13 protein-coding genes, 1 pseudogene and 1 CRISPR repeat array are annotated in these 13,683 nt (G+C 44.3%); of the genes and pseudogenes, 13 read left to right on the forward strand and 1 reads right to left on the reverse strand.

Annotated elements, in window-relative coordinates; translation table 11 throughout:
- The first annotated feature begins 90 nt into the window (after nt 1-90).
- The 5 genes and pseudogenes from cas5c to DPV95_RS06680 all read left to right on the forward strand — a co-directional run bounded on the left by cas5c (nt 91) and on the right by DPV95_RS06680 (nt 4,912).
- Complete coding sequence (gene cas5c, locus DPV95_RS06660; protein ID WP_107820402.1) at nt 91-768, forward strand: type I-C CRISPR-associated protein Cas5c; 678 nt, start codon at nt 91-93, stop codon at nt 766-768.
- Nucleotides 765-2,543, forward strand: a complete 1,779-nt coding sequence (gene cas8c, locus DPV95_RS06665; RefSeq protein ID WP_107820401.1) for a type I-C CRISPR-associated protein Cas8c/Csd1 — start codon at nt 765-767, stop codon at nt 2,541-2,543. Before cas5c ends, cas8c begins: the two co-directional genes overlap by 4 nt.
- An 11-nt stretch (nt 2,544-2,554) precedes the next feature.
- Nucleotides 2,555-3,421 (forward strand): type I-C CRISPR-associated protein Cas7/Csd2, encoded by an 867-nt coding sequence (gene cas7c / locus DPV95_RS06670; protein WP_049328694.1) that lies wholly within the window; start codon nt 2,555-2,557, stop codon nt 3,419-3,421.
- Between the two features lie 94 nt (nt 3,422-3,515).
- Nucleotides 3,516-4,163 (forward strand): annotated as a pseudogene (cas4, locus tag DPV95_RS06675) (CRISPR-associated protein Cas4).
- Between the two features lie 32 nt (nt 4,164-4,195).
- Nucleotides 4,196-4,912: an SLATT domain-containing protein gene (locus DPV95_RS06680; protein ID WP_243583163.1), complete on the forward strand. Its 717-nt coding sequence runs from the start codon at nt 4,196-4,198 to the stop codon at nt 4,910-4,912.
- Nucleotides 4,913-5,065: 153 nt separating this feature from the next.
- Here the strand turns inward: DPV95_RS06680 and DPV95_RS06685 are convergent, their stop codons facing one another.
- Entirely contained in the window at nt 5,066-5,746 is a 681-nt protein-coding gene (locus DPV95_RS06685; protein ID WP_111406842.1) for a DUF1889 family protein, read from the reverse strand.
- A 104-nt stretch (nt 5,747-5,850) separates the two neighbouring features.
- On the opposite strand from DPV95_RS06685, the gene cas1c reads away from it, so the two are divergent.
- From cas1c to secD, 8 genes are all read left to right on the forward strand, one after another.
- A complete protein-coding gene (gene cas1c, locus DPV95_RS06690) occupies nt 5,851-6,864 on the forward strand; it encodes a type I-C CRISPR-associated endonuclease Cas1c (RefSeq protein ID WP_111406843.1) in 1,014 nt (337 codons plus the stop codon).
- Nucleotides 6,865-6,867: 3 nt separating this feature from the next.
- Nucleotides 6,868-7,161, forward strand: coding sequence for a CRISPR-associated endonuclease Cas2 (gene cas2 / locus DPV95_RS06695; protein ID WP_005702619.1), 294 nt, complete (start codon nt 6,868-6,870; stop codon nt 7,159-7,161).
- 192 nt (nt 7,162-7,353) lie between these two features.
- Nucleotides 7,354-8,051: a CRISPR direct-repeat array (repeat unit 32 nt; unit sequence GCAGCCGCCTTCGGGCGGCTGTGTGTTGAAAC).
- A gap of 205 nt (nt 8,052-8,256) precedes the next feature.
- Nucleotides 8,257-9,348 (forward strand): tRNA preQ1(34) S-adenosylmethionine ribosyltransferase-isomerase QueA, encoded by a 1,092-nt coding sequence (queA, locus tag DPV95_RS06700; protein ID WP_049367178.1) that lies wholly within the window; start codon nt 8,257-8,259, stop codon nt 9,346-9,348.
- A gap of 112 nt (nt 9,349-9,460) precedes the next feature.
- Entirely contained in the window at nt 9,461-10,609 is a 1,149-nt protein-coding gene (tgt, locus tag DPV95_RS06705; protein ID WP_049367180.1) for a tRNA guanosine(34) transglycosylase Tgt, read from the forward strand.
- A gap of 64 nt (nt 10,610-10,673) precedes the next feature.
- The gene (locus DPV95_RS06710; protein ID WP_049367182.1) at nt 10,674-11,186 is read left to right on the forward strand and encodes a hemerythrin domain-containing protein; all 513 of its coding nucleotides are present in this window, start codon (nt 10,674-10,676) and stop codon (nt 11,184-11,186) included.
- A gap of 3 nt (nt 11,187-11,189) precedes the next feature.
- Nucleotides 11,190-11,417 (forward strand): sulfurtransferase TusA family protein, encoded by a 228-nt coding sequence (locus DPV95_RS06715; RefSeq protein WP_049367183.1) that lies wholly within the window; start codon nt 11,190-11,192, stop codon nt 11,415-11,417.
- A gap of 101 nt (nt 11,418-11,518) precedes the next feature.
- Complete coding sequence (yajC, locus tag DPV95_RS06720) at nt 11,519-11,809, forward strand: preprotein translocase subunit YajC (protein WP_049367185.1); 291 nt, start codon at nt 11,519-11,521, stop codon at nt 11,807-11,809.
- Between the two features lie 23 nt (nt 11,810-11,832).
- Nucleotides 11,833-13,683 carry a protein translocase subunit SecD gene (secD, locus tag DPV95_RS06725; RefSeq protein WP_111406844.1) on the forward strand — a complete coding sequence of 617 codons (1,851 nt, stop codon included), beginning with the start codon at nt 11,833-11,835 and terminating at the stop codon, nt 13,681-13,683.

Consider the following 13,683-nt stretch of genomic DNA (forward strand, 5'->3'; position numbering starts at 1 on the left):
TTAAAATACGTGTATTGAAACTAAAGCTGATAGGTTATCAGTATTAAAAAAATCAGCCGCCTTCGGGCGGCTGTGTGTTAAGGAGTTTGTATGGCAAACCAAATCCGCCTACACGTTTGGGGCGATTATGCCTGTTTTACCCGTCCGGAGATGAAGGTGGAGCGGGTGTCTTATGATGTCATCACGCCGTCGGCGGCGCGCGGGATTTTAGCGGCGGTGCATTGGAAGCCTGCGATTCGGTGGGTGATTGACCGGATTTATGTGTTGAAACCGATTCGGTTTGAGTCGGTGTGGCGCAATGAGTTGGGCGGCAAGATTTCGGCGGGTAAGGTCAGCGGGGCGATGAAGCGCAAGAGCGTTGCCGATTTATATACGCTGATTGAAGACGACCGCCAGCAGCGCGCGGCGACGGTGCTTAAAGACGTGGCGTATGTAATTGAAGCCCATGCGGTGCTGACGGCAAAAGCGGGGGCGGATGAGACCGTTACCAAGCATATTGAGATGTTCAAACGCCGTGCGAAAAAGGGGCAATGTTTCCAGCAGCCGTGTTTGGGCGTGCGTGAATTTCCTGCCGATTTTGCGTTGATTGATGAAGGCGAGCCGCTGCCGCTGTCGGCATTATCGGAAAACGAGGCAAACCGCGATTTGGGTTGGATGCTGCACGATATTGATTTTGACCACGGCAACACGCCGCATTTTTTCCGCGCACAAATGAAAGACGGCGTGATTGATGTGCCACCGTTTTACGCCGAGGAGGTGAAAGCATGATTCTTGCGTCCCTGGCCCGTTATTACCGCCGTTTGGCAGCGAAAACCGATGAAATGGGCAACCCGAAAGTGCCGCCTTATGGCTTTAGCGAGGAAAAAATCGGCTGGATTTTGGTGTTGGATAAAGAAGGTCGTCTGAAAACTGCTGTGCCGAATCTGACTGCCGATAAAAAGCCGCAGCCGAAGCTGATGAGCGTGCCGCGCCCTGAAAAACGCACGTCGGGTATCAAACCGAATTTTTTGTGGGATAAAACCGCCTACGCGCTTGGCGTGGAAGCCAATAAAAACAAAGCCGAAGCCAAAGAAAAACCGTTTACGTCGTCTGAAAAAACTTTTGACGCCTTCAAGCAATACCATCTCGATTTACTGAAAAACAGCGAAGACGAAGGTTTACAAGCCTTATGCCGTTTTCTGCAAAACTGGCAGCCTGCACATTTTGCTGCCGAAAATCTGCCTGCCGAAATGCTCGATGCCAACATCGCATTTTCTCTTGAAAAACCGACCGCACTTATCCATAAACGCGAAGCCGCGCAAACTTTGTGGGCAGGCTGCCTGAAAAGCGACGAAGCGCTCGAAGGCTTGTGCCTGATTAGCGGCGATACAGCCCCGATTGCGCGGCTGCATCCTGCGATTAAAGGCGTATTTGGCGGGCAAAGTTCCGGCGGTTCGATTATTTCGTTCAACAAAGAAGCCTTCGCCTCGTTCGGCAAGGAGCAAGGCGCAAATGCACCCGTTTCCGAACAATCCGCCTTTGCCTACACCACCGCGCTGAACTATCTGTTGCGCCGCGAAAACAATCACTGTCTGACTATCGGCGATGCCAGCACGGTCTTTTGGGCGGAAGCGGACGATAACGCGACGGCGCAGACTGCCGAAGGATTTTTCGCGCAAGTATTCACGCCGCCGGATGACGAACAAGAAAGCGCCAAAGTTTTCAACGTATTGGAACAAATTGGCAAAGGTCGTCCGCTGCAAGAAATTGCACCCGAACTCTCTCCCAATACCCGTTTTTATATCTTAGGGCTTGCCCCTAATGCCGCGCGGATTTCTGTTCGGTTTTGGCTGGATACCACGTTTGGGCAGTTGGCGGAAAATTTGGCACAGCATTGGCAAGATTTAGCCATTGAGCCTTGCGCATGGAAAACGCCGCCGTCTATTTGGCGACTCTTATTGCAAACTGCCGTGCTAGGCAAAAGCGAAAACATCTCGCCCGTGTTGGCTGGTGAAATGACCCGCGCCGTGATTTGCGGCACGCCGTACCCCTTGAGTTTACTGTCACAACTGATTACCCGAATCCGCGCCGACGGCGACGTGAACGGCCTGCGCGTGGCAATGATGAAAGCCGTATTAGAGCGGCGTTTTAGAAAAGGTTTTATCGAAGAAGGAGTTCCTATGAGTTTGAACAATGAAAGCCCGAATCGCGCCTATCTTTTAGGGCGGCTGTTTGCCGTGTTGGAGCGCATTCAATATCAGGCGTTGGGCGAATTAAACGCCGGCATTGCCGACCGCTATTACGGTTCTGCCTCCGCCGTGCCGTTTTCGGTTTTTCCGCGCCTTTTGTCGGGTGCAAAACACCATTTGTCGCGCTTGCGTAAAGACAAAGTCGGCATGGCGGTGAATTTGGATAAAGATTTGGGCGAAATCATTGCCAAACTGCCCGAGACCTTTCCGCGCCATTTGAGCATTGACGAGCAAGGCCGCTTCGCCATCGGCTATTACCACCAAAAACAAAGCTATTTTGCTAAAAAAGAAACCGCTGAAACTATTGAAAACTAAGGAGCCAGAAAATGTCTGCCATTCAAAACCGCTATGAATTTGTTTACTTTTTTGATGTAACCAACGGCAACCCTAACGGCGACCCCGATGCGGGCAATATGCCGCGTCTTGATCCCGAATCCAGCAAAGGCTTGGTAACCGATGTCTGCCTGAAACGCAAAATCCGTAATTTTGTCGAAATCAGCAGCGAAAACGAAGCCGGTTATGAAATCTACGTCAAAGAAAAAAGCGTGTTAAACCTGCAAAACAAACGCGCTTATGAAGCACTTGGCATTGAATCGGAAGCAAAAAAACTGCCAAAAGACGAAGCCAAAGCCCGCGACATTACCGCTTGGATGTGCAAAAACTTCTTCGACATCCGCACCTTCGGCGCCGTGATGACCACCGAAGTCAACAGCGGACAAGTGCGCGGTCCGGTGCAATTGGCGTTTGCCCAATCCATCGACCCGATTGTACCGCTGGAAGTTTCCATCACCCGCATGGCGGTAACCAACGAAAAAGACTTGGAAAAAGAACGCACTATGGGGCGAAAATACATCGTTCCTTACGCGCTCTACCGTGTGCACGGCTTTATCTCCGCCAACCTTGCCGTCAAAACCGGTTTTTCAGACGACGACTTAGCCAAACTCTGGCAAGCCCTACAAGTAATGTTTGAACACGACCGCTCCGCCGCCCGTGGCGAAATGGCAGCGCGTAAATTGATTGTTTTTAAACACGACAGCGCGCTCGGCAGCCAGCCTGCACATAAATTGTTTGATGCCGTGAAAGTCGAACGCGTAAACGGCGAATCAGGTACGCCCGCAAGTGGTTTCGGTGATTACAAAATCAGCGTGGTTTCAGACGGCCTGAATGGCGTGAGTGTGGAAGAGTTGCTTTAAAAACACTTAAAAAGATACTCATAAATCACTTATGTGATTTATTCGCTCCTTCGGAGCCGTTGGCATAGCCAACGTTCAAAAAACGGAGTTTTTTGTGACCGCACTTTTAACCAAAACCCAAGGGGAAAATCAGGACACACGCCTGATTCCTCTTTCCGCCCTGCAACACTACGCCTTCTGTCCGCGCCAATGCGCCTTGATTCATAACGAGCAGGCGTGGGCGGAGAACTATTTGACCGCGCAGGGTAAGGCGCTGCATGAACGGGTGGATTCAGGCGAACCGGAAACGCGCAAGGGTGTGCGCTTTGAGCGGACGGTGCATGTGTCGGCGGAGAAACTGGGCATCAGCGGCGTGTTGGATTTGGTAGAAGTGGATACGAAAACAGGTCGTCTGAAACCTGTGGAATACAAACGCGGCAAGCCCAAACCCAATCCGATGGACGAAATCCAGCTTTGCGCCCAAGGCTTGTGTTTGTAAGAAATGACGGGGCAAACCGTCTCTGAGGGCGCACTATGGTATATGCAAACCCGCCACCGCGTTCCCGTCCTATTTTCAGACGACCTGCGCGCCAAAACTCTCGCCACCATCGCCGCCGTGCGCGAACTTCTAAACAGCGGTCAAACTCCTCCGCCTGACTACGGCAAACGCTGCAAAGCCTGCTCGTTGGTGGAAATTTGCCAGCCGGAATTGCTGGGGAAACGGGATAGGAGTGTGAGGTATGTGGTGGGGTTGTTTGATTAGGAAAAAATATAAGTTTTAGAAGATTGATTGTTATGGCTAAAAGTATTTCTTGTATTAAAAAATATATTTTTATAACTAAAAAGATTTCTTGCGTATGGAACTGGTTATGTTCTCGTGGTGAAATAGTTAGACCAAAAAAAAATGCAAAAGAAAAATTTCAAATGAGCATTCGAGCAACAGCTAAATGTAGATTTAATGCTGCTGAACGATTAAAGAGACAAGGGAAATTTGCTTTTTTCACTACTACGATTTTATCTTTAGGATTAATTTTTATCCCGTTGATGCAGAATTCCGGTATTAAATTGGCATTTTCCACAAATGTACTAAATACGATGTCAATATTTTTGGCAGTAGCAGTGCTTGTTTATTCAGTGGTTATTGGAACTGCCAGATATGAAGCGAGGGCGGATAAACTGACGCAATGCGGAGATAATCTGAAAGATTTAAGCCGTGAGCTGGATAGTCTGAAAGAAAGTGATGTTGAACATATTAAAGAGTTGGAAAAAAAATACTCTCATCTTATATCAGACACTGAAAATCATACTAGAACAGATTATTTAGCAGCTACACTAGAAATGAGAAGAGATTATACAGTAACAGGATTTCCTAGATTGTATAAAAGGCTGTCAATCATATTTGTAGAATTATTCTCATACATTATTCCATTATCCATGCTTGTGCTTGAAATTGTCTTTATTTCAGATATGTTGGGTATAAGTAAAATATTAACTAAATATTTTCTAAGTTGATAAAAATATTTATATAGATTAGATTTATTATTGGGTGAATGAAAATTTTAGATTCAAAAGTACGACAAATTAATCTGTCTATAAATTATAATTTAGATGACTTTTTAAAACATTCTAAAAAAGTCATCTAGTGTTTAGTTATATAAATAGAAATTATGAAAGGTATCTTTTGGTTAGTTTTTTGAGATCGTCTAAATGGCGAGCATTCCAGCCGTTAACTATAGCCCAATTTGCTACTGCTTGTTCATCAGCTTTACATCCTTTTTCCTGTAATTCGTGGAAAATACGTTGAGCATGCTTTTTATCTGAAGGGTGAGTTAAGCCAGTAGATAAATTAACAATAGAAGTTAACCGTTTTAATGCTAATGTGATTTCTTCTGGTAAAATTTCAAGTTGTTGAGAGGGTTCCCCATGAGCAATGTTAAGCCCATTGTTATGCCAAGTACTTTCCCAAATATCAGCCTCTTCTAAGAGCCATGATACAAATATGATTACATTTGCAGAAGAGTTTGAGTCAATTTTATTCATATCATCAGGTGTGCAATAAATTGCTAAAATCGTTCCAGAAGAATTATTAAAGCTAACTTTTGATGGCAGTATAAAATCTAAATTTCCTATACTTTCGCCTTTACACAATTTCTTGGCTGAGCCGACGCCAAATACCTGGTCAATTATTTTACCAAGATTAGTTGATTCAAAATTAGATTTTTTAGGGAATACGAAATGAATATTTTTATCGTTACTTTGAGAAGAAACCTCAACAGCATAACGAAGAGCCTTAATTAGCACTTCATCATCTGGACCTTGGTTTTTAAATAAAAATCTTTTTTTCATATAATTTCCTTGGATTAAGGTTGTTAATTTAAATTAAAAACAATAATATTTTAACATAAAGATGGCAAATTTATATATAAATAATGTCTGAAGGAGTTTCCCCCATGCGCAAACTGCAAAACACGCTCTACATCACCACCCAAGGCAGTTATCTGCATAAGGAGCGGGAGACGCTGGTGGTGGAGCAGGAGCGCAAGAAGGTGGCGCAGTTGCCGGTGCATTCCATCGGGCATATTTTCTGCTTTGGGAATGTGCTGGTGTCGCCGTTTTTGTTGGGGTTTTGCGGCGAAAATAATGTGAATTTGGCGTTTTTTACCGAAAACGGACGTTTCTTGGGGCGGCTTCAGGGGCGGCAGAGCGGTAATGTGCTGCTGCGTCGGGCGCAGTATCGGGTGTCGGAGCAAAATCCCGTGCCGATTGCGCGCAATATCATTGCGGCGAAGATTCAGGCGAGTAAGCGGGTGCTTCAGCGGCAGATTCGCAATTACGGCGAGAATGCGGCGATTCAAAGTGCGGTCGATTCTTTGAACATTTCGCTGCGGCAGTTGAAGGGCGCGGCGGAGCTGGACGTGGTGCGCGGCATTGAAGGCGATGCGGCGGCGCGTTATTTCGGCGTGTTCGGGCAGCTTTTGAGCGAAAAAAGCGGTTTTTCTTTTGACGGGCGCAACCGCCGTCCGCCCAGAGACGGGGTGAATGCGCTGTTGTCGTTTGTGTACAGTCTGTTGGGCAAGGACATCAGCGGCACGCTGCAAGGCGTGGGGCTGGATCCACAGGTGGGCTTTTTGCACGCCGACCGACCGGGGCGCGACAGTTTGGCGCAGGATATTTTGGAAGAATTCCGCTCGTGGTGGGCGGACAGGTTGGTGTTGTCGCTGATTAACCGAGGGCAAATCAAACCGCAGGATTTTGTTGCCGAGGCAAGCGGCGCGGTGAGTTTGAAAGCCGATGCACGTAAGCTCTTGTTCCAAGCCTTGCAGGCGAAAAAACAGGAAAAAATTGTTCATCCGTTTTTAGACGAAGAAGTGGAAATCGGACTGTTGCCGTATATTCAGGCCATGCTATTGGCGCGGCACTTGCGTGGGGATTTGGCGGAATATCCACCGTTTTTGATGAGATAAGTCATGTTAATGCTGATTACTTATGATATTTCTTTTGACGATCCAAACGGGCAAGCGCGATTGCGCCGTATCGCAAAACATTGCTTAGATTACGGCGTGCGAGCACAATATTCAGTATTTGAATGTGATGTCACACCTGACCAGTGGGTTATGTTGAAAAACAAACTGTTGGAAACTTACGACCCCACGTGTGACAGTCTGCGTTTTTACCACTTGGGCAGTAAGTGGCGTAATAAAGTGGAGCATCATGGGGCAAAACCGGCAGTAGATGTATTTAAAGACGTGCTTGTTATTTAGTTCGCTAACCTGTTGTTCTCATTAAAAACCCTGATGGGATAGCGATCCTTATTTTCTTTAACAATTTGGATGAATTAATCTATTTGTATAACGACAATGTGGCCGTTATACTTACCAAACTCCTTATCATAAAATCAGTTAGCGAAATACGGTGTTTAATACACTGATTTTTCTTGCTTTTTTAAGTAGGGAGCAGCCGCCTTCGGGCGGCTGTGTGTTGAAACTTTAAACGCAAGGTGCAACATATTTTCCGCCGGCAGCAGCCGCCTTCGGGCGGCTGTGTGTTGAAACTTAAAATGTTTGGTATCAATTTTAGACCCACAAGCAGCCGCCTTCGGGCGGCTGTGTGTTGAAACCTGAAAATGTTTTTCAGGCATTTGTTCGATTTCTTGCAGCCGCCTTCGGGCGGCTGTGTGTTGAAACTCCATATCTACACTATGACAGTCATAGATATAAAACGCAGCCGCCTTCGGGCGGCTGTGTGTTGAAACTCTAATGCTAGTTTTGTTGTTGGTTGAGGTGCTAGCAGCCGCCTTCGGGCGGCTGTGTGTTGAAACTCTGTCAGCAATGGATAAATATGGTAATCCTTTGCAGCCGCCTTCGGGCGGCTGTGTGTTGAAACCGAGCGGGAATGACCGCACAATTCGTAAAAGGTCGCAGCCGCCTTCGGGCGGCTGTGTGTTGAAACTCAAAGTTCTGAATAAAGTATAAAGTGAAATTGCTGCAGCCGCCTTCGGGCGGCTGTGTGTTGAAACTTCGTAATACCCATATTCTTTAATAAACCCAGAACGCAGCCGCCTTCGGGCGGCTGTGTGTTGAAACTCGTTGATCTCCGCAAGCCGTCAAGATACGACCGAAGCAGCCGCCTTCGGGCGGCTGTGTGTTGAAACATGGAGAAAGGAAAATTTTTCACATCTAAATAGGCTGCGCCTCCAGGCGGTTTTACGTTGCAATAAAACTTAATAAATTTAAATAGTATAATATTTGCCGCCCTCTATCTCTCAAGCCAATTCATGCCCAACAACATTCCCCCTTGTATTTCCCCCTTATTCGCTCTAGACTATTCGCCATTTTTAGCTTTCATTATTTACAATTATGCGTGTTTCTGACTTTCATTTTGACTTACCTGATGAGCTGGTTGCTCGTTATCCTAAAGAAGATCGCTCTTCTTGCCGTTTGCTACAACTCAATGGCGAAAACGGGGAAATTTCTCACCGCACTTTTACCGATGTATTAGATTTAATCGATGAAGGTGATCTGTTGATTTTTAACAATACGCGTGTAATCCCAGCTCGTATGTTTGGTCGTAAAGCCAGTGGCGGAAAAATTGAAGTGTTGGTGGAACGTGTTTTAAGTGTACATCATTTCTTAGCGCATATTCGCTCATCAAAAGCCCCGAAAGAAGGTGCAGAATTATTTTTAGGCGAAGATAAGCTCGGTGAAAATAATGGCGTAAAAGCGATTATGGTCGGTCGTCAAGATGCCCTTTTTGAAGTGGAATTAGCGGATAAAACTCGCAATGTACTTGATGTGTTACAAGAAATTGGTCATATGCCTTTGCCGCCTTATATTGATCGCCCTGATGAAGAGGCGGATCAAGAATGCTATCAAACCGTGTATAACAAAGTGCCAGGTGCAGTGGCTGCGCCAACGGCAGGCTTGCATTTTGATGATGAACTGTTACAAAAGCTACACGAAAAAGGTATCAATTTTGAATTTGTGACTTTGCACGTGGGCGCAGGTACATTCCAACCGGTACGGGTTGAAAATATCGAAGATCATATTATGCACGCGGAATATGTAGAGCTTTCTCAAGAAGTCTGCAATGCTATTATTGAAACGAAAAAGGAGGGCAAACGTATCATTGCAGTGGGTACAACATCAGTACGTTCTGTAGAAACCGCTGCTCTATCTGCAGAAGAAAATGGCAACCCAGATTTAATTGAACCTTATTTTTCTGATACGTCCATTTTTATTTACCCGGGCAAATCATTCCGTGTGGTGGATGCGTTGATTACCAACTTCCACTTACCGGAAAGCACATTGATTATGTTGGTGTCTGCCTTTGCAGGCTTTAGCCACACCATGAACGCCTATAAAAGTGCGGTCGAAAATCGCTACCGTTTTTTCAGTTATGGCGATGCGATGTTCATTACTAAAAATCCAAACGTAAAAGGGTTAGAATAAGTGGTTTGACTTATTTTCAACCAACTCATAAAATACCTATCAAGAAGCCTGTACTAACAGGCTTTTTTATTGAACAACAACCTACGAACTGTTTATTCGTTGAGGAAAAAAAATGAAATATGAATTAGATAAAACCAGCGGCAGTGCGCGTCGTGGTCGCTTGGTATTTGAACGTCCACAAGGCACGTTCAGCGTAGAAACCCCTGCATTTATGCCAGTGGGCACTTATGGCACCGTAAAAGGCATGACACCAGAAGAAGTGCGTGCGACAGGTGCAGAAATTTTGCTTGGTAACACCTTCCATTTATGGCTTCGTCCTGGACAGGAAGTGATGCGTAAACACGGTGATTTGCACGATTTTATGCAATGGCATCGCCCGATTTTGACTGACAGTGGCGGTTTCCAAGTATTTAGTTTAGGTAAATTACGTAAAATCACCGAAGAAGGCGTGAAATTCCAAAACCCAATTAACGGTGAGCGCATTTTCCTTTCACCTGAAAAATCCATGGAAATTCAATATGATTTAGGGTCTGACATCGTGATGATTTTCGATGAATGTACGCCTTATCCAGCAACTTTTGATTATGCGAAAAAATCCATGGAAATGTCTCTTCGTTGGGCAAAACGCAGCCGTGATCGCTTTGATGAATTAGGCAATAAAAATGCGCTATTCGGTATTATTCAGGGCGGCGTATTTGAAGAATTACGCAAAGTATCACTAGAAAGCTTAGTGAATATTGGCTTTGACGGTTATGCGGTGGGCGGTTTAGCGGTAGGCGAACCAAAAGAAGACATGCACCGCATTTTAGAATACATCTGCCCACAAATCCCAGCTGACAAACCTCGTTATTTAATGGGCGTGGGTAAACCTGAAGATTTAGTGGAAGGTGTACGTCGTGGTATTGATATGTTTGACTGCGTAATGCCAACCCGTAATGCACGTAACGGTCATTTATTCGTGACAGACGGCATTGTTAAAATCCGTAATGCAAAATATCGCGATGATACGAGCCCATTGGATCCTGAATGTGATTGCTACACCTGTAAAAACTACACCAAAGCCTATTTATATCATTTAGATAAATGCGGTGAAATTTTAGGTGCACGCTTAAATACCATTCACAATTTACGCTATTATCAACGTTTAATGGCGGAAATTCGTCAAGCTATCGAAGACGATCGTTTTGATGATTTTGTCGTGGAATTCTATGCTCGCATGGGCAAACCTGTTCCACCATTACAATTAGCGGATAACTCATAATTGCTGAAAGTGCGGTAGAAAAATGAAGCGTTTTTTGACCGCACTTTTTAACAAAGGAAACCTTATGCAAATCCTCGAACCTCAACAATTTGCCACTTGGAATGAACCGATTGATATGCTTTACGCCTGTCATAGCAAGGTGAAACGCTTTTGCAAGCAACTTACGATTCTTCCTGGCTACTTAGAAAAAAATGGCGTGAATCAAGCCGTATTAAATGATGTGAAAACCATTTTGCAGTATTTTAATCACGCGGCACCACTTCATCATGATGATGAAGAAAAAGACTTTTTCCCGGCTTTAATTGAAAAAGCACCTCAAGCGAAAGAGTCGGTGGATGAATTAGAACGACAACACGTTACCTTGCATGAAAATTGGGCAAAGCTTTCCGAGCAGCTAGAAGAATTGATTGCAGAGAAACGCACTGATGTAGATGAAAGGCTGATTACGCTGTTTGTGGCGAGCTATGATAGACACATTGCCCTTGAAGAGCCGCTATTTGAGCTTGGTAAACAATATTTATCAGCAGAACAACTCACGGATATGGGCAAAATTATGTTTGCTCGTCGCCAAGCTTAAATCATGAAATATGAATTAAATTTGACCGCACTTTCCTGCCCGATTCCGCTTTTAACCGCGAAGAAGGCTTTGGCAAATTTAGCACCAAATGATGAATTAATTTTGCAATTAAATCGTCAAAGTGCGGTAGAAAATTTTGTTGTTTTTTGTGAAGAAAATCAATGTGAATTAGTGGATCAACATTGGCTTTCCGAACAAATCTTCGAGGTTTGCTTGAAAAAAATCAATTAATCCTAAAATTCTAGTTGTTATTGCCTTCATCGGCTTTTACTGAATGCCGTTTTATGGTATTTTACGCACACTTTTAACTTTTCATTTATAAGGAAAACACAATGGAAGCACAAAGCCCAATGTCCACGTTATTTATTTTCGTGATCTTCGGTTTAATTTTTTATTTTATGATTTACCGTCCACAAGCGAAACGTAATAAAGAACACAAAAAATTAATGTCTGAATTAGCGAAAGGCACTGAAGTATTAACCGCTGGTGGTTTGATTGGTAAAATCACCAAAGTAACCGAAGGTACTGAAATTGTTATCGCTTTAAACGATACCACTGAAATCACGATTAACCGTAACTACATCGTTTCAGTATTACCGAAAGGTTCTGTAAAATCTCTCTAATTTAAATTCCTAAAGGGAAAACTATGTTAAATCGTTACCCATTATGGAAGAATCTAATGGTGATCCTTGTGGTCGCCATTGGTGCTTTATACTCTCTTCCAAATATCTATGGTGAAGATCCTGCGGTGCAAATTTCTGGTACTCGCGGACAACAAGCAGACACCACCGCATTAACTGAAGTACAAAATGTACTGAAAGAAAATAACCTTCCAACCAAATCTATCGTTCTTGAAAATGGCTCCATTCTTGCCCGTTTCACCAACACAGATGACCAACTTCTTGCCAAAGATAAAATTGCAGAAAAACTTGGCAACAACTACACCACGGCATTAAACCTTGCACCGGCAACACCGGCTTGGTTAAGCAGCATTGGTGCTAACCCGATGAAATGGGGTTTGGACTTACGTGGTGGTGTACGTTTCTTGATGGAAGTGGACATGAATTCTGCACTTGCTAAACGTCAAGAACAGTTACAAGACACATTACGCAACGAATTACGTAAAGAAAAAATTCAGTTTACCGCCATTAAAAATAGCGACAAATTTGGTACAACGGTCACATTAGAAAACGCTGACCAAATGTCAAAAGCAGCGCGTATTATTCGTCAGTTACACCCAACATTAGAAGTGTCTAATATTGGTGACAACACCTTAAACCTTGCCCTTTCTGAAGCGGCATTAACAGAATCACGTAACTTAGCGATCGAGCAAAACTTAACGATTTTACGTAAACGTGTTGCTGAATTAGGCGTAGCTGAAGCGGTTATCCAACGTCAAGGTGCAGAACGTATCGTAATCGAATTACCGGGTGTTCAAGATACTGCGCGTGCAAAAGAAATCTTAGGGGCAACCGCAACACTTGAATTCCGCATTGTGAATTCGTTGGTGAACCCAGAATCAGCAGCGCGTGGTATGTTACCTTCTGACACAGAAATCAAATATGACCGTCAAGGTAGACCTGTTGCACTTTACAAACGTGCGGTATTGGGTGGTGAACACATCATCAACTCAAGCTCGGGTTTAGACCAAAACACCAGTACGCCACAAGTAAGTGTAACCTTGGATAGTGAAGGCGGCGAAATCATGTCGCAAACCACCAAGAAATACTACAAAAAACCAATGGCAACCTTGTATGTAGAATACAAAGACAACGGTAAAAAAGACGAAAATGGCAAAACCATTTTAGAGAAAAATGAAGAAATCATTAACGTCGCAACCATTCAAGGTCGCTTTAGTTCTAACTTCCAAATTACGGGTGTAAGCAGCTCTGCGGAAGCACAAAACCTTTCTATGTTATTAAAATCAGGTGCTTTAATCGCGCCAGTGCAAATTGTTGAAGAACGTACAATCGGACCTTCTCTTGGTGCACAAAACGTAGAACAAGGTATTGATGCAAGCTTCTGGGGCTTAATTGCCGTCATTGTCTTCATGCTGATTTACTATAAAATCTTCGGTATTATCGCAAGCTTTGCCTTGGTGATTAATATCGTTTTATTAGTTGGTTTGATGTCTATCCTACCAGGTGCAACACTCACTATGCCGGGGATTGCGGGTATCGTATTAACCCTGGGGATGTCGGTGGACGCCAACGTACTTATTTTTGAGCGTATCAAAGAGGAGATTCGTAATGGTCGTCCAATCCAGCAAGCCATTAACGAAGGTTATAACGGTGCATTCACCTCCATCTTCGATGCAAACTTAACTACAATTTTAACGGCAATCATTCTTTATGCTGTGGGTACTGGCCCAATTCAAGGCTTTGCGGTAACTCTTGCATTAGGTGTGGCAATTTCAATGTTTACAGCAATTACCGGAACACGTGCTATCGTGAACTTCCTATACGGCGGTAAACGTCTTGAAAAATTATCAATTTAG

This window comes from Haemophilus parainfluenzae (assembly GCF_003252755.1).
Classification (GTDB): Bacteria; Pseudomonadota; Gammaproteobacteria; order Enterobacterales; family Pasteurellaceae; genus Haemophilus_D; species Haemophilus_D parainfluenzae_N.

What these genes read in the sequence shown, in the direction of transcription:
- cas1c (WP_111406843.1), top strand. Translation starts at nt 5,851, where the DNA reads ATGCGCAAACTGCAAAACACGCTCTACATCACCACCCAAGGCAGTTAT.
- DPV95_RS06715 (WP_049367183.1), top strand. Translation starts at nt 11,190, where the DNA reads ATGAAATATGAATTAAATTTGACCGCACTTTCCTGCCCGATTCCGCTT.
- cas8c (WP_107820401.1), top strand. Translation starts at nt 765, where the DNA reads ATGATTCTTGCGTCCCTGGCCCGTTATTACCGCCGTTTGGCAGCGAAA.
- secD (WP_111406844.1), top strand. Translation starts at nt 11,833, where the DNA reads ATGTTAAATCGTTACCCATTATGGAAGAATCTAATGGTGATCCTTGTG.
- tgt (WP_049367180.1), top strand. Translation starts at nt 9,461, where the DNA reads ATGAAATATGAATTAGATAAAACCAGCGGCAGTGCGCGTCGTGGTCGC.
- cas5c (WP_107820402.1), top strand. Translation starts at nt 91, where the DNA reads ATGGCAAACCAAATCCGCCTACACGTTTGGGGCGATTATGCCTGTTTT.
- DPV95_RS06685 (WP_111406842.1), bottom strand. Translation starts at nt 5,746, where the DNA reads ATGAAAAAAAGATTTTTATTTAAAAACCAAGGTCCAGATGATGAAGTG.
- yajC (WP_049367185.1), top strand. Translation starts at nt 11,519, where the DNA reads ATGGAAGCACAAAGCCCAATGTCCACGTTATTTATTTTCGTGATCTTC.
- queA (WP_049367178.1), top strand. Translation starts at nt 8,257, where the DNA reads ATGCGTGTTTCTGACTTTCATTTTGACTTACCTGATGAGCTGGTTGCT.
- DPV95_RS06680 (WP_243583163.1), top strand. Translation starts at nt 4,196, where the DNA reads ATGGCTAAAAGTATTTCTTGTATTAAAAAATATATTTTTATAACTAAA.
- cas7c (WP_049328694.1), top strand. Translation starts at nt 2,555, where the DNA reads ATGTCTGCCATTCAAAACCGCTATGAATTTGTTTACTTTTTTGATGTA.
- cas2 (WP_005702619.1), top strand. Translation starts at nt 6,868, where the DNA reads ATGTTAATGCTGATTACTTATGATATTTCTTTTGACGATCCAAACGGG.
- DPV95_RS06710 (WP_049367182.1), top strand. Translation starts at nt 10,674, where the DNA reads ATGCAAATCCTCGAACCTCAACAATTTGCCACTTGGAATGAACCGATT.